Origin of the sequence: Curtobacterium sp. AB7, from assembly GCF_044909335.1 — a bacterium.
GTDB lineage: Bacteria > Actinomycetota > Actinomycetes > Actinomycetales > Microbacteriaceae > Curtobacterium.
On sequence record NZ_JBIYED010000008.1, the window covers coordinates 41,948 to 63,093 of the forward strand.

Consider the following 21,146-nt stretch of genomic DNA (forward strand, 5'->3'; position numbering starts at 1 on the left):
GCTCAGGCGGTTTCGCGTGTTCCGTCCGCCGCGTTGCGTTCTGCAGCGGCGCGGATCGCCCGGGCGCACGCCATCGGGGACTCGCCCCGCTCGGCCCGGAAGAGCTGCTGCAGGCGTCGCGGCAGGACCCCGGCGGCGTCGGCGATGTCCTGCAGGGAGAGGTCGTCGTCGGCGTGCTGCTCGATGAACGCCACCGCGCGGCGGACACGCCACGACGACCGACCACTGTCGGGTCGTGCTGACAGCGACGTGCGGAGCGTGGTGGCGGGGTCCTCGCCGAACCGCTCGCGGTAGGCGGAGGCGAACCGGCCCGCATTGGTGAAGCCCCACCGACGCGCGACCACGGCGACCCCGTCGGCACCGGGGGCCCGGTCGTCGCCCGCGCGCAGGAGCTCGCTCCGGGCACGGTCGAGCCGGTGCTCGCGCAGGAACCGGTGCGGCGTGGAGTCGAGGGTGCGGGCGAACACGTCCTGCAGCCCCCGCTGACTGAGCCCGCAGGCCGCGGCGATGTCCGACACCGCCGGACGTTCGGCTGCGTGCTGTTCCACGTAGCGGATCGCGTCGCGCAGACGGTTCGCGACGGGGACGTCGTCGCCGCGGTTGCGGATCGGGAAGGTGTCGAGCACGACGACCGCCAGTCGACGGTTCAGCGCCGTCCGCATCGGACCGACCACGCGGTCGTCCACGAGTGCCGGGCCGAGCTCCCCGATGAGGTGGCGCAGGGGTTCGCGGCGGGCGATGACCTCGTCCTGCTGCTCGAACAGCAGCGGGCCGTCCGGCAGCCGGTAGCCGAGGTCGCGCCCGACGGTCCGCAGGAACGAGTCCGCGATGTGCACCCCGTTGTAGACGGTGCCGTCGGACTCGAAGCGGTACGCCTCGGACGCACTCGCGATGTACGGGCTGCCCGGCTCGACCACGCGCGTGCGGTCGGGGAAGTGCATCTCGAGCCGGCCCCTGGTGAGCCAGAAGACGACGTGGTCCTCCCGCGCCCCGATGACCCCGCCGCGTCGCCCGCCCTCGGCGCGCATGGTCCGCAGCGTCAGGTCGTCGTCGCCCACCACCGTGTACTCGTAGCGGGTGTCGTTCGTCGCGTACGTCTCCGAGGCGAAGTCGGACCCGTGGTACTCCGCCTCGAAGATGTCGGAGTAGTCGGAGCCGTCGCCGTCGGCGAACCGCAGTCTGCGGAAGCCGTTCGTCGCCGGATCGGTCATGGTCGAAATCATGACATCGACGGCACGGCGAGGTGAATACCCTCGTTCGTGTCCGCGCGTCCAACTGAGGGAATACCCTAGGGGGGTACCGTATTGAGGACCGTGGAGGCCACCATGCACGAACACGTCGGCTACATCGGCGACAAGGACGACCTGCTCAAGCGGCTCCGTCGCGCCGAGGGCCAGGTGCGCGGCATCGCCCGCATGGTCGAGGACGAGACGTACTGCATCGACGTCCTCACCCAGATCTCGGCGGCGAACCGGGCGCTCGAACGCGTGGCGCTGTCGCTGCTCGAGGACCACCTCAAGCACTGCGTCGCCGAGGCGGTCGCCGAGGGCGGCGACGCCGCGGACGAGAAGGTCCGCGAAGCGAGCCAGGCCATCGCCCGGCTCGTGCGCTCGTGACCGCCGTCCGCACCCGAACCACAGGAGGAGACACCGTGACCACCGAACTGCTGCTCGTCGAGGGCATGACCTGCGAGCACTGCGTGCTGAGCGTGACCGAGGAACTCACCGAACTCGAGGGGGTGTCCGACGTCGCCGTCGCGCTCGTCCCCGGCGGTGCCTCGTCGGTGACCGTCACCTCGGACGCACCCGTCGACCCCGATGCGCTGCGCGGCGCGGTCGCCGAGGCGGGGTACGAGGTCGTGCCGTCGTGACGGACGGCATCGTCGAGCTCGACATCACGGGCATGACCTGCGCCTCGTGCGCGAACCGCATCGAACGGAAGCTCGGCAAGCTCCCCGGGGTCACCGCCACCGTCAACTACGCCACCGAGAAGGCACAGGTGCAGGTCGCTCCTGACGGCCCCGCCGACCCCGCTGCCCTCATCGCCGCCGTCGAGTCCGCGGGCTACGGTGCGACCGTCCCCGCGCCGCCGGCCGACACGACGGAGCCGGACGACGACGCCGACGACCCGGCCGGTGCGCTGCGCCGACGACTCGTCGTGTCGACGGTCCTGGCCGTGCCGGTCGTGCTGCTCTCGATGGTGCCGGTCCTGCAGTTCCCGAACTGGCAGTGGCTCGCCCTGACGCTCGCCGCGCCCGTCGCGGTGTGGGGTGCGCTCCCGTTCCACCGCGCCGCCTGGGTGAACGCCCGACACGGTGCCGCGACCATGGACACCCTGGTCAGTGTGGGTGTGCTGGCGGCCTTCGGCTGGTCGCTCTACGCGCTCTTCCTCGGCGACGCCGGCACGACCGGCATGCACATGACGTTCTCGTGGATCGCGACCGACCCCGAGGCGACCGACCTGTACCTCGAGGTCGCGGCGGCCGTCACGGTGTTCATCCTGGCCGGCCGGTACATGGAGGCCCGCGCCAAGAAGCAGTCCGGGGCGGCACTCCGCGCCCTGCTCGAACTCGGCGCGAAGGAGGCCACGGTGCTGCGCGACGGCGTCGAGCAGCGTGTCCCGGCGTCGGCGCTCGTCGTCGGGGACGTCGTCGTCGTGCGGCCGGGGGAGCGGATCCCCAGCGACGGCCTCGTGCAGGACGGGTCCTCGGCCGTGGACCGCAGCATGGTCACCGGCGAATCCGTCCCCGTCGAGGTGGGACCGGGCGACCGGGTGACCGGCGCGACGATCAACGTCGGCGGCCGGCTCGTGGTCGCCGTCACCCGCGTCGGCGCCGACACCGAGCTCGCCCGGATGGGACGGCTCATCGAGGACGCGCAGACCGGCAAGGCCGACGTCCAACGCCTGGCCGACCGGGTCTCCGGCGTCTTCGTGCCGATCGTCATCGCGCTCGCCGTGCTGGCGTTCGTCGGCTGGCTCGTGCTCGGCGGGTCGGTCACCGCAGCGTTCACCGCGGCCGTCGCCACGCTCATCATCGCCTGCCCGTGCGCCCTCGGGCTCGCGACGCCGACCGCACTGCTCGTCGGCACCGGCCGCGGGTCGCAGCTCGGCATCCTGATCGGCGGCCCGCAGGTGCTCGAACGGACCCGTGGTGTCGACACCATCGTGCTCGACAAGACCGGCACCGTCACCACCGGCGAGATGACCCTGCGCGCCGTGACCCCGACGGACGCGATCCTCGGCGCGGACGCCGTGCTCCGGCTCGCCGCGGCCGTCGAGCAGGGTTCGGAACACCCCGTGGCGCGTGCGGTCGTCCGGGCCGCGACGGCCAGGCACCTCGACGTCCCGACCGCCGAGCAGTTCGAGTCGACCGCCGGCGCCGGCGTGCAGGCCGTCGTGGACGGCGATGTCGTGCTCGTCGGCGGGACCCGCTGGCTCGCGGCGTCCTGGGCGGTCGCCGTCCCCGACGAGGCCACGGCCGCGGTCACCGCTGCCGAAACCGACGGGGGCACCGCGGTGGTCGTCGCGCGGAACGGCCGCGTGCTCGGCGTCGTGGTCGTCGGCGACACCGTCAAGCCCGAGGCAGCCGACGCGGTCGCGCGGTTCGTGGCGCTCGGCCTGCACCCCGTCCTGCTCACCGGCGACAACGACGGCGCCGCACGGGCCGTCGCCGCACAGGTCGGCATCGACGAGGTCCACGCCCGCGTGACCCCGGCCGGCAAGCTCGACGCCGTCCGGGGCATGCAGGCCCAGGGACGGAGCGTCGCCATGGTCGGTGACGGTGTCAACGACGCTGCGGCGCTCGCCGCGGCCGACCTCGGCATCGCGATGGGTGCCGGCACCGACGCGGCGATCGCGGCGAGCGACATCACGGTCGTGAGCGGTCGGCTCACCGTCGTCGCCGACGCCGTCCGGCTGTCGCGGGCCACGCTCGGCATCATCAAGGGCAACCTGTTCTGGGCGTTCGCGTACAACGTGGCGGCGATCCCGCTCGCGATGGCGGGGCTGCTCAACCCGGTGCTCGCCGGCGCCGCCATGGCGTTCTCGTCGGTGTTCGTCGTGACGAACAGCCTGCGGCTGCGGCGTTTTGCACCCCGGCCCTGAGGCCGACCACCCGCCGGACGTGACGCGCGCAGCGAACGCGCCCCGCGCCTCCCGTCCGGCGGTGCGCACGACGGTGCCGACGGCACTACGCTCGAAGACGGTCCGCGACGCACTGGTGCGGTGACCTGCGGGCTGTACGTCTCGAACGTGATCCCAGGAGGACCGAAGTGACCGAATCCGCTCCCGTCGACCCCACATCGACCGAAGGCTGGAAGAAGCTCGACAGCATCGCTGCCGACTTCACCCCTGACCTGCGCGGGTGGTTCGACAGCGACCCCGGCCGTGCCGAGCAGTACACGTTCCAGGCCGCCGACCTGACCGTGGACCTGTCGAAGGGCCTCGTCACCGAGGACGTCCTCGCCGCCCTGCTGCAGGTCGCGAAGGACACCGGCGTCGCCGAGCGCTTCCAGGCGATGCTCTCCGGCGAGCACATCAACGTCACCGAGGACCGCGCCGTCCTGCACACCGCGCTCCGCCGTCCGAAGGCGACCGAGGGCCTCGTCCCGGCGGCGCCGCTGACCGTCGACGGCCAGGACGTCGACGCCGACGTGCACGCCACGCTCGACAAGGTCTACGCGTTCGCGTCGCAGGTGCGTAGCGGTTCCTGGACCGGTGTCACCGGCAAGCGCATCGAGACCGTCGTCAACATCGGCATCGGCGGGTCCGACCTCGGCCCCGTCATGGTCTACGAAGCACTCAAGCCCTACGTCCAGCCCGGCCTCGAGGCGCGCTTCGTGTCGAACATCGACCCGGCGGACATCTACGAGAAGACCGTGGACCTCGACCCCGAGACCACGCTGTTCATCGTCGCGTCGAAGACCTTCGGCACCCTCGAGACCCTGACCAACGCGCGACTCGCACGCCAGTGGCTCTGGGAGAAGCTCGGCCTGACCGACGCCGGTGACGACGAGAAGAAGAACGCCGTCGCGAAGCACTTCGTCGCCGTGTCCACCGCGCTCGACAAGGTCGAGGCCTTCGGCATCGACCCTGAGAACGCCTTCGGGTTCTGGGACTGGGTGGGCGGCCGCTACTCCGTCGACTCCGCGATCGGCACGAGCGTCATCGTCGCGATCGGCCAGGAGAACTGGGAGCAGTTCCTCGCCGGCTTCCACGCCATCGACGAGCACGTCCGCACCACGCCGCTCGAGCAGAACGTCCCCGTCCTGATGGGCCTGCTCAACGTCTGGTACACGAACTTCCTCGGTGCGCAGAGCCACGCGGTCCTGCCGTACACGCAGTACCTGCACCGCTTCGCCGCGTACCTGCAGCAGCTCACCATGGAGTCGAACGGCAAGCGCGTCCGCTGGGACGGCTCGCCCGTCACCACGGAGACCGGCGAGGTCTTCTGGGGCGAGCCCGGCACGAACGGCCAGCACGCGTTCTACCAGCTCATCCACCAGGGCACCCGCCTGATCCCGGCCGACTTCATCACGGTCGCGAACCCGGCCCGTCCGCTCAAGGACGAGACCGGTGACGGCAAGGGCGTCGCACCCGGCACCGACGTGCACACGCTGTTCCTGGCGAACTTCTTCGCGCAGACCAAGGCGCTGGCGTTCGGCAAGAGCGCCGACGAGGTCCGTGCCGAGGGCACCACCGACGAGGGAATCGTCGCGGCGCGCACGTTCCCGGGCAACAAGCCGACGACGTCGATCCTGGCGCCGGAGCTCACCCCGAGCGTGCTCGGCCAGCTCATCGCGCTCTACGAGCACATCGTGTTCACCGAGGGCACGATCTGGGGCATCGACTCGTTCGACCAGTGGGGCGTGGAGCTCGGCAAGCAGCTGGCGCTGCAGGTCACGCCTGCCGTCGAGGGCGACCAGGCCGCGCTCGACGCGCAGGACGCCTCGACCAAGGCGCTCATCGCGAAGTACCTGGAGCTGCGCAAGTAGCGAGGTGCCCACCTGCGAGACGGGAGGCCCGTGGCGGATCCGCCACGGGCCTCCCGTCCGTCTGCCGGTCGCGCTGGGCGCGGGGCGGACGCGGCCCGAGACTCGGGGTGAGCGACAGTTCGCGGGACGCGCGCGCCTAGAACTGTCGCTGAGCGCGAGTCTCGGGCCATGCGCTCCGAGACTCGCGGTCAGCGGCCGAGCGGGTCGAGGTTGAGCGTCGTTCCCTCGTACAGGTGCTGGTCCGTCCCGAACACCTGCACGCCCTCGTTGAGCCAGACGAGCGCCCGCACGCTGATCCCGAAGCGCGCGGCGACGTCGCCGATGAGGTCGTCCGGCGCGACCGTGTACGACCGCGGTGCCCCGCCCGTCGTCGTCGCGGTGACCGGACCAGTCGCGTTCGGCCGGGTACCGGCGTCCTCCGGGTGCACGTTCGTCTGCCGCGCCGGGACGGACCACCGCACGGTGGTCACCGCGAGCACCTTGCCGGCCCCGATCTCGACCGGGACCTCCTGCCCCGCCCCCGCCGCGGAGTAGGTCACGAGCGTGGTGAGGTGCGACGGGTCGACGCCGGAGCCGCTCAGTGGGACGTCCACCGCGCTGGCCGTGCTGGTCGGCCCGCCGAGCGTCCGGTCGCCGACGCCGGGGTAGGTCAGTCCGTCGCCGACCGCGCGCGGCAGGTCGAACAGGCCGACCCCGACCGGCACCGGCAGGGTCGAGGTGAAGCCGGAGTACTGCGCGGTGAACGTGTCGTCGCCGACCGCGACGACGCGGAACCGGAAGTGCACGCTGCCCTTCGGGGACGCGACGTCACCCTGGGCGAGGACGGTCCCGGCGGGGATCGGCGTCAGCGTCGGAGCCGGAGCCGCCGGCTCGGTGGGTTCCGGGGTCGGCGTGCGGGGGTGCGCCGACGACTCGAGGAGGTCGCCCTCCGGGTCGGCGTCGGGCGTCGGTGTCGAGGTGGCGGACGAGGTCGGCGTCGTCGCCGGGGTGGACGGGGCGGGGAGGGGCTGGTCCGACCCGCGCAGCAGCGAGCACCCCGACAGCGCCACGGTGGCCGCGACGACGACCCCGATCGCGAGCGTCCGGTTCATGATTCCCCCTCAGCTCGATGCTAACCGCACGGTGTCCCCGGGCTGAACGCCGCGCGCTCGTCGTGTGTCTGCGGACGTACCGCGGATCCGGCGGAGCGCCGGTCGCCGGTGTCGGTCGGAACGGCTACCGTCGAGGCCATGGAGCGTTCGGAGATCCTCGCCGCGGCTGCCGCCGCGCACGCCGCCCGCATCGCCGAGGAAGGCGGTGACGACGGCGCTGCTCGTGAACGGGCGGAGAGCGTCCGCCGCCGAGCCGACGGCCTCACCGACCGCTACGACACGGTCGAGGGCGCGAGCGAATCCGACGCGCGCGACGCCGCGCGCCGTCGAGCCGGCGAGGCCGACCGGGCGGCGTCCCGGACCGAGGGCGTGCTGTCCGACTGGCACCGCATGGGCACCCGACGGGGTGTGACGCCGGACGCCCAGGTGCGCACGGCGTGGACCGTGACGGGGGTGCCCGAGCGCGGTGACGCCCGGGCGTTGGCGAACGTCCTGCTCTCGACCGCGGGGCACGCGGGCCGGGTGGCCGATGCCGCGCGTCGCAACCCGGCACTGTCCGGTGCCGCGAGCGCAGCAGCACGACGAACCGTCCGGCGTTACACCGACCACGGCGCGGACATGGCGTCGCTCGGTGACGTGCTGGGGGACAGCCCGGCGCCCGACGAGTCCTGACGCACCCGCAGGGTCTGTTGGAGCGCTCCCGCTCTGATCAGGCGTTATGTGGACCGATCCAATCGTCCTGACGACAGAATGTCTAATTGACAGGACATGGATTCGGGTTACCATCGGTGCACGCACTGAAGCGCGATCACCGACGAAGGAGTCACCGAATGGTCGACATCAAGCCGACAGCCCCGACTGTCGCACTGCCCCCGATCGGGACCGGACCACACCGACGCCGCCTCGGCGTCCTGGCCCTGGTCGCCACGTTCGGCGGACTGCTCTTCGGGTACGACACCGGTGTCATCAACGGTGCCCTGAACCCGATGAAGGCCGAGCTCGGTCTCACGAACTTCACCGAGGGCGTCGTCACCAGCTCCCTGTTGTTCGGTGCCGCGATCGGTGCCATGCTCGGCGGCCGCATCGCCGACGGGTGGGGCCGCCGCAAGACGATCATCGCCCTCGCCGTGACGTTCTTCCTCGGCACGCTCATCTGCGTCGTCGCCCCGACGTTCGGAGTGATCGTCGTCGGCCGCGTGCTCCTCGGCCTCGCGGTGGGTGGGGCATCGACCGTCGTCCCGGTGTTCCTCGCCGAACTCGCCCCGTTCGAGATCCGGGGTTCGCTGTCCGGCCGCAACGAGCTCATGATCGTCATCGGGCAGCTCGCCGCGTTCGTGGTCAACGCCATCATCGGCAACCTCTGGGGTGAGGGCAACGGTGTCTGGCGCGTCATGCTCGCCGTCTGTGCGCTCCCGGCGATCGCCCTCTTCGTCGGCATGCTCCGGGTGCCGGAGTCGCCGCGGTGGCTCGCGTCGAAGGGGCGGTACGACGAAGCGTTGTCCGTCCTGCAGCAGGTCCGGACCACGGAGCGTGCGACCGCCGAGCTCGACGACATCAAGCGGAGCAACGACCTCGAGGCGAAGGTCGATCGCGTCAGCGGGTGGCAGACGCTGCGTGGGAACAAGTGGCTCATCCGCATCGTGCTGATCGGTGCCGGGCTCGGCGTCGCCCAGCAGCTCACCGGCATCAACTCGATCATGTACTACGGCCAGACCGTCCTCATCGAGTCCGGGTTCCAGGCGTCGGCGGCCCTCATCGCGAACATCGCCCCCGGCGTGATCGCCGTGGTCGGTGGCGTCATCGCGCTGTACAACATGGAGAAGATCAACCGCCGGACGACCCTGATCATCGGGTTCTCGCTCACGACGGTCTGCCACTTCCTGATCGGCATCGCCTCGGTCGCGCTGCCCGAGGGCAACCCGGCCCGCCCGTGGGTGATCCTGTTCCTCGTCGTCGCGTTCGTCGGCTCGATGCAGACCTTCCTCAACATCGCCGTGTGGGTGGTGCTGTCGGAGATCTTCCCGACGCAGATCCGCGCGCTCGGCATGGGCATCTCGGTGTTCTGCCTCTGGATCGCGAACGCGTTCCTCGGGCTGTACTTCCCGACGATCGTCGCCGCGACCGGCATCACGGGCACGTTCTTCGGATTCGGGATCGTCGGTCTGCTCGCGCTGCTCTTCATCTGGAAGTTCGTGCCGGAGAGCCGCGGTCGCACCCTCGAAGAAGTCGAAGAGGGTGTCACCACCGGCAACATCTTCACCGTCCCGCAGAAGGCGTCGCGCGGCTAGGTCGCGCACGTGGCGCGGTGATCGCGCGCACAGACGGACGGGAGGCCCGGTGCCAGCTGGCACCGGGCCTCCCGTCCGTCTGCTGGTCGCGCTACGGGCGCAGGAGCACCTTGCCGACGCGGCCGGCGGTGTCCGAGGCGCGCACGGCGTCGCGGACGTCCTCGAAGGCGAAGGTCTCCGCGACGGGGAGCGTCAGCGAGCCGTCCAGCACGCGGGTGATGAGCTCGCCGAAGAGCTGGCCCTTCGTCTCGGCCGGCATCGTCTTGCTGACGACGCTGCCCCAGAAGCCCTTCACCGTGAGCTGGCCGAAGATGACCTTGCCGGACGGGATCTCGAGCGTGGGCGAGGCCATCGCGCCGAAGACGACGAGGGTCGCGTTCTCGCCCAGCACGCTGGCGATGTCCCCGGCGGCCTTGCCGCCCACGGACTCGACACCGGCGACGATCGGGGCGCCTCCGGTGATCGCGGCGACCTGGTCCTTCCAGTCGTCCGCGTCGGTGGCGACGATGCGCTCGATGCCCTGCTCGCGCAGCTCCTCGACACCGGCGGCGCGACGCACCAGGCCGATCACGTTGATGCCGCGGGCCGCGCCGAGCTGGGCGACCATGCGCCCGACGGCACCGTTCGCGGCGTTCTGGATCAGCCAGTCGCCCTCGTGCAGGTCGAGCGAGTGCAGCAGGCTGATGGCGCTGAACGGCATCGAGACGAGCTGGGCTGCGGCCTCGTCGGTCATGGCGTCCGGCACCGGGACGAGCCCGGCGGCGTTCGCGGTGTAGTACTCGGCCCAGACGCCGAAGGCACCGCCGGCGACGCGCTGGCCGACCGTCAGGTTCGTGAAGCCCTCGCCCAGGGCCTCGACGACGCCGAGCGCCTCGGTGCCGGAGGCTGCGGGCAGCTCGGGCTTGAAGCCGTAGGTACCGCGGACGGTCCACAGGTCGTGGTTGTGGATGGGGGAGAGGACCGTGCGGACGAGCACCTCGCCGGCGCCGGGCCTGGGGACCGGGCGCTCCTGGACGCCGAGGACCTCGGCGGGCTCGGCGAAGGTCTCGTGGACGACGGCGCGCATGGTGGTGGGGGTGGTGTCGGTCATGCTCAGTCCTCCGAGACGGTGATGGTGACCTCGATGTTGCCGCGGGTCGCGTTCGAGTACGGGCAGACCTGGTGCGCAGCGTCGGCGAGGGCCTGGGCCTGGTCGTGCTCGAGCCCGGGCAGGACGACCTCGAGCAGCACGGCGAGCTGGAAGCCGCCGTCGCCGTTCGGGCCGATCTGGACGCGACCGCCGACGGACGAGTCGGCGATCTTCACCTTCTGGCTGCGGGCGACGCCCTGCAGTGCGGAGTGGAAGCACGCGGCGTACCCGGCGGCGAACAGCTGCTCGGGGTTCGCGCCGTTGCCGGAGCCGCCCATCTCCTTGGGGATGGCGAGGTCGAACTCGACCGTGCCGTCGCTCGTGGCGACGTGGCCGTTGCGGCCGTCACCCGTGGCGAGGGCCTCGGCGGTGTAGAGGGCTTCCATGGTGTTCCTTCCTTCGTGGGGTCAGTCGCGGCCTGGCCCGAGACTCGGGCTGGCCGACAGATCTCGGGCGCTGCGCGGCGGGAAGTGTCGCTCAGGCCGAGTCTCGAGTCGGTGTGTTCGTGGCCGCGGCGTGCATCGTCTCGGTCAACCGGTGCAGGGTCGCGATGAGCTCCGTGGCGGCCTGCTCGTCGGGGAGCCCCATGCCGGCGGCGATCGTCGCCGGGATGTGCGCGAGGTCGGCGCGGATGGTGCGGCCGCGGTCGCCGAGCGTGATCGTCACGACGCGCTCGTCGGTGCTGCGGCGTTCACGGCGGACCAGGTCGCTCTGCTCCATGCGGCGGAGCAATGGCGACAGGGTGCCGGAGTCGAGCTGCAGGTGTTCCCCGAGGCTCGAGACGGTCTGGTCGCCCTCCACCCACAGGGTGACGAGCACCAGGTACTGCGGGTAGGTCAGGCCCCAGGGCTCGAGCATCGTGCGGTACGCCTGCGTGGTCGCGCGGCTCGCTGCGTAGAGGGAGAAGCACACCATCTCGTCGGTCACGGGCATGGCTTCAGCCTGTCACGCAACCCGGTTGTGCACAACTCATCGCAGTGGATGCTCAGGTCACGACGAACACGCCGACGGCCCGGACGGTTAGGCTGACGTGACCCACGATGACCAGCACCCACCTCGACACCACCACGACCCCCGGCAACGGATCGGCGTCGTCCCACGGCAAGACGATCCTGATCGGTGAGCACGCCGTGGTCTACGGCGCACCCGCACTCGTCCTGCCGGTGCTCGACGCCCGGGTCGTCGCGACGGTGACGCCGGTCTCCGGCGGGGCCCCAGGCCACACCCTCGAGTCCACGGTGCACACCGGTCCCCTCGACCTCGCGCCCGCAGCGGTGATGCCGACCGTCACCGCCGTCACCGCGACGCTGCGGCACTTCGGCGTGACCGACCGGCACTTCCACGTCCGGGTCGACAGCGAGGTCCCGACCGCCCGGGGCATGGGGTCGAGCGCAGCGGTCGCCGCCGCCGTGACGGCAGCCGTCGCGGACGCCCTCGGCGAGACCCTCGACGCCGACACCCACCACGACCTCATCCAGGAGTGCGAGCGGGTCGCCCACGGTCGCCCGTCGGGACTCGACGCCCGCGGTGTCGTCGCCGCGGTGCCGGTCTGGTTCGAGGGGGGCCGCATCGAGCCCGTCGCCCTCGGGGCCCGCTTCACCTTCGTCGTCGCCGACACCGGTGTCCCCGGCCACACCCGGCAGGCGGTCGCGGCCGTGCGGGAACGGCACGACCAGGACCCGGTCGTCGTCGACGCGGTCATCGACCGGATCGGTGCGCTCGCACGCCGGGCGCGGGGGACACTCGAGGCTGGCGACGCACAGGGGCTCGGTGCCACGATGGACGCCGCGCACGACCTGCTCAGTGCACTCGACGTGTCGAGTGCCGACCTGGACCGGCTCGTCGACGCCGCACGTGCTGCGGACGCCCTCGGCGCGAAGCTGACCGGCGGCGGGCGGGGCGGGTGCGTGCTCGCACTCGCCGCGGACGACGACCACGCGGACCGCATCGCGGCCGCACTCCGCGGCGCAGGGGCCGCAGCCACCTGGACCACCACGATCGGAGCCCGCGCTTGATGACCGCCACCGCCGTCGCGCACCCCAACATCGCCCTCGTCAAGTACTGGGGCAAGGCGGACGCGCAGCTCGCGCTGCCCGCAACGGGCAGCGTCTCCATGGGTCTCGACGTGTTCCCGACGACGACCACCGTCACGCTGGACGGTGGCTCCGGTGACGGTCAGGAGGCGCGTGATGCGTTCACGTTGAACGGTCACGTCGTCGACGACGGTGCGCTGGCGCGCGTGCAGCAATTCCTCGACCTCGTGCGGGAGCTCGCCGGCAGCACCGCCCGCGCGTCCGTCGTGTCCGAGAACACCGTGCCGACCGGCGCAGGGCTCGCCTCCAGCGCGTCGGGGTTCGCGGCGCTCGCCACCGCGGCCTCGGCGGCGTACGGCCTCGACCTGTCCCCGCGCGACCTGTCCCGCCTGGCCCGACGCGGCTCGGGGTCGGCCACGCGGTCGATCCCCGGCGGCGTCGCCGTCTGGCACGCCGGCGACGACCAGGGTTCCTTCGCCGAGCCGATCCCGGCGCCACCGATGGCCATGGTGGTCGTGACGATCGACGCCGGACCGAAGCCCATCGGATCGCGCGAGGCGATGCGCCGCACCATCGCGACGTCGCCGTTCTACCCGGCGTGGGTCACGTCGACCACCGAGACCGTCGGCGACATGCTCGACGCGTGCGCAGCCGGCGACTTCACGCGCATCGGCGAGATCACCGAGAGCAACGCCCTGCGCATGCACGCCACGATCGAGGGCGCCTTCCCGCCCATCCGCTACCTCAACGCGCGCAGCGTCGCCGTGTTCGACGCCGTTGGCGAACTCCGCGCCGCCGGCCTCGAGGCCTACGCCACCGCCGACGCCGGCCCGAACGTGGTCGTGCTCTGCCGGCCCGAGGACCGCTCCGCCGTGGCCACCGCGCTGGCGTCCTTCGGCGACGTCATCGAGTCCGGCACCGGACCTGCCGCTCGGGTGCTCCGCTCCGAAGAGATCGGGGTCGCCGCAGCGAGCGACAGCCCCGACCAGAAGGAGTCCGTGCAGTGATCGAGTTCCGCGCCCACGGCAAGCTGTTCGTCGCCGGCGAGTACGCCGTCGTCGAGCCGGGCCAGCCGTCCGTCCTCATCGCCCTCGACCGCGCCATCACGGCACGCGTGTCCGAGGCACACGGTGCGGGCAGCGTGCACTCGGAGGAGTACGGCCACCTGCCGCTGACGTGGACGCGCGACGAGGACGGTCTCGCCCTGGACCGCGAGCACCACCCCTACGACTACGTCATGGCGACGATCGACCTCGTCGAGAAGCTCCGCGCCGAGCGGCGGATCGCCCCGCGGTTCCACGACCTGCGGATCGAGAGCCAGCTCGACGACGCCAGCGGCCGGAAGTTCGGGCTCGGGTCCTCGGCGGCGGTGACCGTCGCGACCGTCGGTGCCCTCGACCGCTTCTACGGGATCGGCCTGACGCAGCGGCAGCGCTTCCAGGTCGCTCTGCTCGCCACCATCCGGGTGAACCCGCGGGCGTCCGGCGGGGACCTCGCCGCGAGCACGTTCGGCGGCTGGTTGCGCTACAGCGCCCCGGACCGTGACCGCCTCGCCTCGCTCGTCGACGAACGCCGGGTGTCCGACATCCTCACCGACGCCGATGCGTGGGCGGGGTTCGACGTCCAGCGGCTGCCGGCCCCCGAGAACCTGCAGCTCCTGGTCGGCTGGACCGGCTCGCCGGCCTCGACCACGAAGCTCGTCGGTGTGGTGCGCCGGCACCGCAACGGCGGGTACCAGGAGTTCCTCGACGAGAGCCGCAGCTGCGTCGACGACCTGACCACGGGCCTCCAGACCGGCGACGCGGAACAGACGCTCGACGCGCTCCGACGTGCCCGGGTGCTCATGCAGCGCCTCGGCGACTCGGTCGGGTCGAAGATCGAGACCGAACGCCTCGCGACCCTGTGCGACGTCGTCGAGGCGGCCGGCGGTGCGGCGAAGCCGTCCGGCGCCGGTGGCGGCGACTGCGGCATCGCACTCGTCCCCGCGGACATCGACCCCGCCGGCATCCACCGCGCCTGGGAGGCGCACGACATCAGACACCTCAGCGTCGCGGTGCGAGCACCAGAAGGAGCCCTCGATGAGTGACCTGCTCACGCCGATCCCGACCAAGTGGGTCGGTCCGATCCGCATCAGCGGCAACGCGGTCCAGGGCGAGCACGAGGTCCCGCTCGCCACGTACGAGTCGCCGCTCTGGCCGTCCGTCGGCCGCGGCGCCCGGATCTCGCGCATGGTCGACGACGGCATCGTCGCGACCGTCGTCGACGAGCGCATGACCCGCTCGGTCGTCGTCCGAGCAGCCAGTGCCGCGGCGGCGCACGTCGCTGCGGGACAGATCCTGGCGCGACAGGACGAGCTCGAGGCGCTGGTCGCCGGGCAGAGCCGGTTCGCGAAGCTCATCGAGGTGCACCCCGAGATCGTCGGTGACCTGCTGTTCCTGCGGTTCGCCTTCACGACCGGTGACGCCTCGGGCCACAACATGGTCACGCAGGCGGCGGACAAGCTCCTGCCCGCGATCCTGGCGTGGCAGCCGGGCCTGCGCTACGTGTCCGTCTCGGGCAACTTCTGCACCGACAAGAAGGCCACCGCGGTGAACGGCATCCGTGGTCGTGGCCGCAACACCATCGCCGAGATCGTGATCCCCGGCGACGTCGTCGAGAAGCGCCTGCGGTCGAGCACCGAACGCATCGTCGAACTGAACATCGCGAAGAACCTCATCGGGTCGACCATCGCCGGGGCGCTCCGCTCCGCGAACGCGCACTACGCGAACATGCTGCTCGGCTTCTACCTGGCCACCGGGCAGGACGCCGCGAACATCGTCGAGGGCTCGCAGGGCATCACGAGTGCCGAGAACCGCGACGGCGACCTGTACTTCGCCACCTCGCTGCCGCACCTGATCGTCGGCACGGTCGGCAACGGCAAGGGCGGGGACCTGCCCGTCGTCGAGGACGCCCTGGTGCGCCTCGGCTGCCGCGAGGACCGCGAGCCCGGTGCGAACGCCCGTCGTCTCGCCGCCCTGTGCGCCGCCACGGTGCTGTGCGGGGAACTCTCGCTCCTCGCCGCCCAGACGAACCCGGGTGAGCTGATGGCCGCCCACGTCGCCATGGAGCGCCGCGGCGCGAAGCCGGCCGGAGGCGCAGCGTGACCGGCGACGGCGCGCTCCGCGTCGGCATCCACGACATCGCCATCGCGACCGGGCACCACGTGCTCGAGCTCGACGACCTGGCCGAGCGCCTCGGCGTCGACCCGGCGAAGTACCACGTCGGCATCGGCCAGGACGCCTTCAGCGTGCCCGCCCCGGACGAGGACATCGTCACGATGGGGGCCGCCGCGGCCAAGGAGGTCATCGACCGCCACGGTGTCGAGGGCATCCGCACCGTGCTGTTCGCCACCGAGTCCGGCGTCGACCAGTCCAAGGCCGCCGGCGTCTTCGTGCACGGCCTGCTCGGCCTGCCGAAGAACGTCCGCGTCGTCGAGCTGAAGCAGGCCTGCTACGGCGGGACCGCTGCCGTCCAGCTCGCGCTCGGCATCATCGCCCGGGCACCGCACGAGCGCGTGCTCGTCATCGCCGCCGACGTCGCGCGCTACGACGTCGACACCGCCGCCGAGCCCACGCAGGGTGCCGGTGCCGCCGCGATCCTGATGTCCGCCGACCCCGACCTGATCGAGATCGAGCCGGCCGCGGGCGTGTTCACCGCCGACGTCGACGACTTCTGGCGCCCGAACGACCGCTCCACCGCGCTGGTCGACGGCCGCCTGTCCGTCAGCGCCTACGTCGACGCGTTCGTCGGGGCCTGGGACGACCTGGCGGACCAGGGCGGCCCCGCGTACGAGGACATCGTGCGCTTCGTCCACCACCAGCCGTTCACGAAGATGGCCCTCAAGGCCCACCGGAAGCTGACGCAGCACGTGGGCGTGCCGTTCGACGAGTCGGAACTGTTCGTCGGCTTCACGTACAACAAGCAGACCGGCAACACGTACACGGCGTCGCTCTGGATCGGGCTCGCAGCACTGCTCGACCTCGACGAGGACCTGGCGGGGGAGCGCATCGCCCTGTTCAGCTACGGCTCGGGCAGCGTCGGCGAGCTCCTCACCGGCATCGTGCAGCCGTCGTACCGCGAGCATCGTCGGGTCGGCCGGGTCCGACAGCTGCTCTCGGCCCGCGTCCCGCTGACCGTGGACGCGTACCGCGAGCTGCACGCGACCGGCGCCGCGTCGAGCGAGGACGTCGAGCGTCCGCGCGTCACGGCAGGGCCGTACCGGTTCGCCGGGGTGCGCGGCGGCGCGCGCCACTACGAGGCGACCGCGCAGGCCTGACCCCTCCGCGCGGGCTCGACCCCTCCGCGAACCCGACAGATCCGTGCGGAAGGTTCGCAGGGATCTGTCGCTTCCGCGTGACGGACGGGAGGCTCGTGGCGGGTCCGCCACGGGCCTCCCGTCCGTCCGCTGGTCACGTGGCGGACAGGACCTCGCGTTCCAGGCGCTGGTAGCTGGTCTCCATGCCGTCGGTCATGCCGGTGGCCAGGATCATGTCCCGCTGCGTCTGGTCGGGGTAGGTGACGAGCAGTGTCAGCAGGGTGACGCCGTCGGCCTCGTCGAACTGCAGGTCGTTCGTGTTCGGGGGGAACGGCGCACCGGTCATCCGCTCGGTCGACACCATCCGCCGCTCCGGTTCCACGACGAGGTTCTCGCCCTCGAAGCCGAACGGCTCGCCCTCGGTGTCACCGGTCGGCGCCCATGCCTGCCGGAACGCGCCGCCCGGCGTCAGGTCGTTCTCGTACGCCGTCATCTCCCACCCGTCCGGTCCGAGCAACCACTGCCGGACGAGCTCCGGCTCGGTGTGCGCCCGCCACAGCACGTGGCGCGGTGCGGCGAAGGCCCGGGTGATGCGGACGTGGGTGTCGTCGACGAGCTCGGTGACGGTGCCCTTGCCGAGGGCGTGCTCGCGCAGGTCGGCGAGCACGGTGTCGAGCTGTCCGAAGGCCTGCTCGTAGCCGTCGACCATGCCCATGTCGACCATGGTCTCGAGGTCGGCGGCGGACCCGAACGACGACCGCACGGTCACACGCGACCCGGCTCCGACGGTCTCGAACGACAGGACGGTCTCGCCGGCCGGCAACGCGTCGTCGACCTCGCCGTCGGCGTCGGTGAAGAGGTCGCGGAAGGTGATGCGGTGCGGCTCGTCGACCTCGGTGACCTGCCAGACGGCGTGGAACCGCTCGCCCTGCGGCGACGTCATCCGGTAGTCGGCGCGGCCGCCGGGCCGCAGGTCGAACGCGGTGAAGGTGGCGGGGAACCCGGGCGGGCCCCAGAAGCGCTCGAGCTGACGGGGATCGGCGAAGGCGCCCCAGAGGCGCTCGACCGGGACGGGGAACTCGGCGACGAGCGTCATCGCGAGGGCCTCGGGGTCGGTGTGGACGGACGTGGTGGGCATCGTCGCTCCTGGTCGTCGGTTCGGTCGTCGGGTTCGGTCCTGGTCTCAGGCTCCGTCCGCGCGACCTCGTGCGCAAGGGGGACGTGCAGGTAGTCTGTCCGCGGAGATCGAAAGGGGCGATGTCAGTGGGCACGAGCGCGTCGGACACCGTCAGTGCCCTCGTCGCGACCCTTCCGCCGTCGCCGAGGCTCCCCGACGTCGTCGCCGGGGTCGGTCGGTTCGTCGGCAAACCGACCCGCGTGGTCGACGTCGACGGTCCGAGCTGGGGACCGCTCACCGCGCTGGTCTCGCAGTTCGAGCACGAGAACCTCGTCCTCGTGCCGGCCGGCGCTCCCGAGCTGTACCGGATGCACTGCGTCCTGCACGAACTCGGACACCTCGTGCACGGCGACGCCGGAGCCCCGACCACCACCTCGATCGCCGAGTTCGCCTCGGGCGGGCACGTGTGCCGCCGCGCCCTCGACGGCGACACCGGACTGGTGAGCATCTCGGACGACGACGAGCACTTCGCCGAGCGGTTCGCGTACGAGCTGGCGACCGTGCTGCTCGCCGGCAGCGCGAGCGCGGACGAGCGGGCCTACGGCTGATGGCCGTCCTGCACGCCGCCGCCTTCTGGTGCGCGGCGCTGATCTTCCTCGCCCGCACGCCCTACGTGCTGCGGAACCCACGTGGCCGCGCAGCCTGGGGTGCGACCGGCGTCGGTGCGCTCGGGCTGCTGACGCTCGGCAGCGTCGTGCCGCAGACCGTGCTCGACGGTGCCCTCGGGGGCACGAACCTCATCAACCTGGTGCAGAACGTGTGCGCCACGGCGGCCTTCTGGCTGATGCTCCGGGCGAGCACGTCCGACCTGCCGAAGCGGCCGGGGCTGGCGAGCCCGCTGGCGCTCCTCGTGGTGGTCGTGGCCTTCGCCGTCCCGTTCTTCGCCGTGCGCGACCGGGGCGGCACGGACTTCCACTTCATCGTGCGGGAGATCCACCAGCCGGCGATGTGGCTCTACGGGTCGGTCTACATGGTGGGTGTCGGCGTGATCGCCGCCGCGACGCTCCGGTACGGCGTGCTGCGGAACCCGGTCGCGCTCGTGGTCTTCCGGGTGGGGCTCTCGCTCGTGGTCATCGCGAGCATCGACGAGCTGCTCTCCCTCACCGCCGACCACTTCGGGTGGTTCCCCGCTCCGCTGCGCGACGGACTCCGTCTGGGCTTCGACCCGCCGTTCTACCTGGGCATCGTCCTCATCGTCGTCGCGATGGCGTCCCTGACGTTCCGCCGGTGGTGGCGGGACGTGACGTGCCGTCGGCACCACCGGCTGCTCCGCCGCATCGTCCGGCGCCACGAGCTGCGCGCCGTCGAACGGGACGGCGACGTGCAGGCACGGACCTACGACCTCGTCATCGCGATCCGCGACGCCGAGGTGCAGGGCCGCACCCTCGACGACGCCGAGCTCGCCCAGGTGCGCTCGGCGGAACTGACCCTGACCCGCAGTCTCAGAGGCTGATGCGATGACGATCGTCTGGTGGGTGCTCGGTGTGCTCGTCGTGCTGGCGGCGGCGTTCCTGCTCGTGGTGCGGAAGGTCGTCGGCAAGATCGTGCTGCCCGGCGGCGACCGCTGGACCCCGGTGCTCGAGACGACCGACGACTCGATCCGGCTCCCGATCACCGACGACACCGTCCGCCCGGGGGAGTACGGCTTGTGGCACGACGGCACCGGGCACACCACGGTCGGACCGGTGCTCGACGTCGACGAAGCCGCCGGCACCGTCCGGCGTGCGGTGGTCCGGACGACGGGGGACGTGTCGAGACGGGTGCGGTGGAGCGGGCACGTGCACCCGGACCCCGCCGCGATGGACGTCGACTGGGCGGAGGTCGACCTGCCGACGCCAGTGGGCCCTGCACCGGCGTGGGTCATCCGGCCCGGTGGCCCCGCGCCCGCGCCCGACGCGCCCGCGCCCGACGCGCCCGCCACGACCTGGGCTGTCCACGTGCACGGCATCCGCACCACCCGCGTGACGGCGCTCCGGACCGTGCCGGCGGCCCTCGAGGTCGGCTGGACCTCGATCGTCCCGTCGTTCCGCGGCGACGGCGAAGCACCCTGGCAGGGCCGCGCCTCGCACCTCGGTGCCCGCGAGTGGCCCGACGTCGAGGCCGCACTCGACCACGCCGTCGCGAACGGAGCCGAACGGCTCGTCATCGTGGGGTGGTCGATGGGCGCGACGATCGCTCACGAGCTGCTCGCCCGGTCGGCGCACCGCGACCGGTTCGTCGGACTGGTCCTCGTCTCGCCGGCGCTCGACTGGGCGACGACGGTGCGCTCGCAGGCCGGTCGTGCCGGGCTCCCCGGGTTCGTCGTCGGTGCTGCGCTCCGGGCGATGGCGCTGCCGCTCGTGTGTCGTATCGTCGGGCTCCGTTCACCCGTGGACGTCCGCGCGCTCTCCTGGTTGCACACGCCGCGGAACCTGCCACCGACCCTGCTCATCCACTCGTCGGGGGACACCACCGTGCCGTTCGCCGTCAGCCAGGAGTTCGCCGACGCCCACCCCGAAACGGTGACCTTGGCGGTGAGCGAGCCGGCCGAGCACGCCTGGGAACGGAACGTCGACGCCGTCTGGTTCGACACGACGATCACGACCTGGGCGAGATCCCTCGCACTCACCGGTCCGGCGGAGTAGAAGGGCCCATGGGTCAGCTCATCTACGACGGCCAACCACTCGACCTCCGCATCGACGACCGGGCCCTCACGCACCTGCAGATCGTGATCGTGAACATGCTCCGGCGTGATCACCGGTTCGCGTTCTCGTGGAAGGACGACGTCGTCCACGGCAACGGTCGCAGCACGATCTGGCTGAACCCGAACGTCAGCCTGCACTTCAAGTTCTCCGGCAGCCGGGTGCCGTCGATCAACCGCAGCTGGCTCGAGGACCTCTACGCCTCGGCCACGTCGGGGTCCGGGCTCGTCCTGACGCCGGAGCCGACGGACACGAGCACGGCGGCCGACTCGGCGTGGTCGCGAGCGGTCGCCCCGGGGGACGCCGACGACGCTTCGGGGACACCGAGCGGTACCACAGCTGAGTGATTCCCGTCAACGGGTTCCGAACACCCCGTGATCGTCGTACCGTTTCTGTACCGCGGATCAGAGTCGTCCCTTCGGGCCGGCATCCAGGGAGCCGGTGACGGCGACGAACCGCG

General features: G+C 71.8%; 21 protein-coding genes. 15 read left to right on the plus strand and 6 right to left on the minus strand.

Annotation, left to right across the window (positions count from 1 at the left end; all coding sequences use genetic code 11):
- Positions 1 to 2 precede the first annotated feature (2 nt).
- Positions 3 to 1,211: a helix-turn-helix domain-containing protein gene (locus tag ABH929_RS15200; RefSeq protein ID WP_404561801.1), complete on the minus strand. Its 1,209-nt coding sequence runs from the start codon at positions 1,209 to 1,211 to the stop codon at positions 3 to 5.
- Positions 1,212 to 1,325: 114 nt separating this feature from the next.
- Between ABH929_RS15200 and ABH929_RS15205 the strand changes: the two genes are divergently transcribed.
- From ABH929_RS15205 to pgi, 4 genes are all read left to right on the plus strand, one after another.
- Positions 1,326 to 1,616: a metal-sensitive transcriptional regulator gene (locus tag ABH929_RS15205; RefSeq protein ID WP_111084793.1), complete on the plus strand. Its 291-nt coding sequence runs from the start codon at positions 1,326 to 1,328 to the stop codon at positions 1,614 to 1,616.
- Between the two features lie 35 nt (positions 1,617 to 1,651).
- Positions 1,652 to 1,870 (plus strand): heavy-metal-associated domain-containing protein, encoded by a 219-nt coding sequence (locus ABH929_RS15210; protein ID WP_240347422.1) that lies wholly within the window; start codon positions 1,652 to 1,654, stop codon positions 1,868 to 1,870.
- The gene (locus ABH929_RS15215) at positions 1,867 to 4,104 is read left to right on the plus strand and encodes a heavy metal translocating P-type ATPase (protein ID WP_404561802.1); all 2,238 of its coding nucleotides are present in this window, start codon (positions 1,867 to 1,869) and stop codon (positions 4,102 to 4,104) included. The genes ABH929_RS15210 and ABH929_RS15215 overlap by 4 nt, the downstream gene beginning before the upstream one ends.
- Positions 4,105 to 4,271: 167 nt before the next feature.
- On the plus strand, positions 4,272 to 5,993 hold the full coding sequence (gene pgi, locus ABH929_RS15220; protein ID WP_404561803.1) for a glucose-6-phosphate isomerase: 1,722 nt from the start codon (positions 4,272 to 4,274) through the stop codon (positions 5,991 to 5,993).
- A gap of 188 nt (positions 5,994 to 6,181) precedes the next feature.
- Here the strand turns inward: pgi and ABH929_RS15225 are convergent, their stop codons facing one another.
- Positions 6,182 to 7,084: a LysM domain-containing protein gene (locus ABH929_RS15225; protein WP_404561804.1), complete on the minus strand. Its 903-nt coding sequence runs from the start codon at positions 7,082 to 7,084 to the stop codon at positions 6,182 to 6,184.
- Positions 7,085 to 7,222: 138 nt separating this feature from the next.
- Between ABH929_RS15225 and ABH929_RS15230 the strand changes: the two genes are divergently transcribed.
- Together ABH929_RS15230 and ABH929_RS15235 are read left to right on the plus strand one after the other, a co-directional pair.
- Complete coding sequence (locus tag ABH929_RS15230; RefSeq protein ID WP_205463060.1) at positions 7,223 to 7,756, plus strand: hypothetical protein; 534 nt, start codon at positions 7,223 to 7,225, stop codon at positions 7,754 to 7,756.
- 158 nt (positions 7,757 to 7,914) lie between these two features.
- Positions 7,915 to 9,372: a sugar porter family MFS transporter gene (locus tag ABH929_RS15235; RefSeq protein ID WP_404561805.1), complete on the plus strand. Its 1,458-nt coding sequence runs from the start codon at positions 7,915 to 7,917 to the stop codon at positions 9,370 to 9,372.
- A 91-nt stretch (positions 9,373 to 9,463) separates the two neighbouring features.
- On the opposite strand, the gene ABH929_RS15240 is transcribed toward ABH929_RS15235, so the two are convergent.
- The 3 genes from ABH929_RS15240 to ABH929_RS15250 all read right to left on the minus strand — a co-directional run bounded on the left by ABH929_RS15240 (position 9,464) and on the right by ABH929_RS15250 (position 11,434).
- The gene (locus ABH929_RS15240) at positions 9,464 to 10,438 is read right to left on the minus strand and encodes a zinc-binding dehydrogenase (RefSeq protein ID WP_404561872.1); all 975 of its coding nucleotides are present in this window, start codon (positions 10,436 to 10,438) and stop codon (positions 9,464 to 9,466) included.
- Between the two features lie 26 nt (positions 10,439 to 10,464).
- Positions 10,465 to 10,887, minus strand: a complete 423-nt coding sequence (locus ABH929_RS15245; RefSeq protein WP_205463059.1) for an organic hydroperoxide resistance protein — start codon at positions 10,885 to 10,887, stop codon at positions 10,465 to 10,467.
- Positions 10,888 to 10,978: 91 nt separating this feature from the next.
- Positions 10,979 to 11,434 carry a MarR family winged helix-turn-helix transcriptional regulator gene (locus ABH929_RS15250; RefSeq protein ID WP_205463058.1) on the minus strand — a complete coding sequence of 152 codons (456 nt, stop codon included), beginning with the start codon at positions 11,432 to 11,434 and terminating at the stop codon, positions 10,979 to 10,981.
- 107 nt (positions 11,435 to 11,541) lie between these two features.
- Between ABH929_RS15250 and mvk the strand changes: the two genes are divergently transcribed.
- Genes mvk through ABH929_RS15275 form a run of 5 tightly spaced genes read left to right on the plus strand, consistent with a single transcriptional unit; the run spans position 11,542 to position 16,849 of the window.
- Positions 11,542 to 12,516 (plus strand): mevalonate kinase, encoded by a 975-nt coding sequence (gene mvk / locus ABH929_RS15255; RefSeq protein WP_404561806.1) that lies wholly within the window; start codon positions 11,542 to 11,544, stop codon positions 12,514 to 12,516.
- Positions 12,516 to 13,541 carry a diphosphomevalonate decarboxylase gene (mvaD, locus tag ABH929_RS15260; RefSeq protein WP_240347421.1) on the plus strand — a complete coding sequence of 342 codons (1,026 nt, stop codon included), beginning with the start codon at positions 12,516 to 12,518 and terminating at the stop codon, positions 13,539 to 13,541. Before mvk ends, mvaD begins: the two co-directional genes overlap by 1 nt.
- Positions 13,538 to 14,620 (plus strand): phosphomevalonate kinase, encoded by a 1,083-nt coding sequence (locus ABH929_RS15265; protein WP_404561807.1) that lies wholly within the window; start codon positions 13,538 to 13,540, stop codon positions 14,618 to 14,620. The genes mvaD and ABH929_RS15265 overlap by 4 nt, the downstream gene beginning before the upstream one ends.
- Positions 14,613 to 15,677, plus strand: a complete 1,065-nt coding sequence (locus tag ABH929_RS15270) for a hydroxymethylglutaryl-CoA reductase (protein WP_111084744.1) — start codon at positions 14,613 to 14,615, stop codon at positions 15,675 to 15,677. Before ABH929_RS15265 ends, ABH929_RS15270 begins: the two co-directional genes overlap by 8 nt.
- A complete protein-coding gene (locus ABH929_RS15275) occupies positions 15,674 to 16,849 on the plus strand; it encodes a hydroxymethylglutaryl-CoA synthase (RefSeq protein ID WP_404561808.1) in 1,176 nt (391 codons plus the stop codon). The genes ABH929_RS15270 and ABH929_RS15275 overlap by 4 nt, the downstream gene beginning before the upstream one ends.
- 133 nt (positions 16,850 to 16,982) lie before the next feature.
- On the opposite strand, the gene ABH929_RS15280 is transcribed toward ABH929_RS15275, so the two are convergent.
- On the minus strand, positions 16,983 to 17,966 hold the full coding sequence (locus ABH929_RS15280) for an SRPBCC domain-containing protein (protein WP_404561809.1): 984 nt from the start codon (positions 17,964 to 17,966) through the stop codon (positions 16,983 to 16,985).
- A gap of 119 nt (positions 17,967 to 18,085) precedes the next feature.
- On the opposite strand from ABH929_RS15280, the gene ABH929_RS15285 reads away from it, so the two are divergent.
- Genes ABH929_RS15285 through ABH929_RS15300 form a run of 4 tightly spaced genes read left to right on the plus strand, consistent with a single transcriptional unit; the run spans position 18,086 to position 21,033 of the window.
- The gene (locus tag ABH929_RS15285; protein WP_146249711.1) at positions 18,086 to 18,553 is read left to right on the plus strand and encodes a hypothetical protein; all 468 of its coding nucleotides are present in this window, start codon (positions 18,086 to 18,088) and stop codon (positions 18,551 to 18,553) included.
- On the plus strand, positions 18,553 to 19,458 hold the full coding sequence (locus ABH929_RS15290; protein ID WP_404561810.1) for a hypothetical protein: 906 nt from the start codon (positions 18,553 to 18,555) through the stop codon (positions 19,456 to 19,458). Before ABH929_RS15285 ends, ABH929_RS15290 begins: the two co-directional genes overlap by 1 nt.
- A gap of 4 nt (positions 19,459 to 19,462) precedes the next feature.
- Entirely contained in the window at positions 19,463 to 20,629 is a 1,167-nt protein-coding gene (locus ABH929_RS15295; protein WP_404561811.1) for an alpha/beta hydrolase family protein, read from the plus strand.
- An 8-nt stretch (positions 20,630 to 20,637) separates the two neighbouring features.
- Positions 20,638 to 21,033: an ATP-dependent DNA ligase gene (locus ABH929_RS15300; protein WP_263091360.1), complete on the plus strand. Its 396-nt coding sequence runs from the start codon at positions 20,638 to 20,640 to the stop codon at positions 21,031 to 21,033.
- The last annotated feature ends 113 nt before the right edge of the window (positions 21,034 to 21,146 follow it).

Bases quoted from the DNA above. Each gene is read 5' to 3' on its own strand.
- ABH929_RS15230 (WP_205463060.1), top strand. From the start codon at position 7,223: ATGGAGCGTTCGGAGATCCTCGCCGCGGCTGCCGCCGCGCACGCCGCC.
- ABH929_RS15245 (WP_205463059.1), bottom strand. From the start codon at position 10,887: ATGGAAGCCCTCTACACCGCCGAGGCCCTCGCCACGGGTGACGGCCGC.
- ABH929_RS15225 (WP_404561804.1), bottom strand. From the start codon at position 7,084: ATGAACCGGACGCTCGCGATCGGGGTCGTCGTCGCGGCCACCGTGGCG.
- ABH929_RS15235 (WP_404561805.1), top strand. From the start codon at position 7,915: ATGGTCGACATCAAGCCGACAGCCCCGACTGTCGCACTGCCCCCGATC.
- ABH929_RS15300 (WP_263091360.1), top strand. From the start codon at position 20,638: ATGGGTCAGCTCATCTACGACGGCCAACCACTCGACCTCCGCATCGAC.
- ABH929_RS15285 (WP_146249711.1), top strand. From the start codon at position 18,086: ATGTCAGTGGGCACGAGCGCGTCGGACACCGTCAGTGCCCTCGTCGCG.
- ABH929_RS15295 (WP_404561811.1), top strand. From the start codon at position 19,463: ATGACGATCGTCTGGTGGGTGCTCGGTGTGCTCGTCGTGCTGGCGGCG.
- ABH929_RS15290 (WP_404561810.1), top strand. From the start codon at position 18,553: ATGGCCGTCCTGCACGCCGCCGCCTTCTGGTGCGCGGCGCTGATCTTC.
- ABH929_RS15205 (WP_111084793.1), top strand. From the start codon at position 1,326: ATGCACGAACACGTCGGCTACATCGGCGACAAGGACGACCTGCTCAAG.
- ABH929_RS15200 (WP_404561801.1), bottom strand. From the start codon at position 1,211: ATGACCGATCCGGCGACGAACGGCTTCCGCAGACTGCGGTTCGCCGAC.
- ABH929_RS15280 (WP_404561809.1), bottom strand. From the start codon at position 17,966: ATGCCCACCACGTCCGTCCACACCGACCCCGAGGCCCTCGCGATGACG.
- ABH929_RS15250 (WP_205463058.1), bottom strand. From the start codon at position 11,434: ATGCCCGTGACCGACGAGATGGTGTGCTTCTCCCTCTACGCAGCGAGC.
- mvk (WP_404561806.1), top strand. From the start codon at position 11,542: ATGACCAGCACCCACCTCGACACCACCACGACCCCCGGCAACGGATCG.
- mvaD (WP_240347421.1), top strand. From the start codon at position 12,516: ATGACCGCCACCGCCGTCGCGCACCCCAACATCGCCCTCGTCAAGTAC.
- ABH929_RS15240 (WP_404561872.1), bottom strand. From the start codon at position 10,438: ATGCGCGCCGTCGTCCACGAGACCTTCGCCGAGCCCGCCGAGGTCCTC.
- ABH929_RS15270 (WP_111084744.1), top strand. From the start codon at position 14,613: ATGAGTGACCTGCTCACGCCGATCCCGACCAAGTGGGTCGGTCCGATC.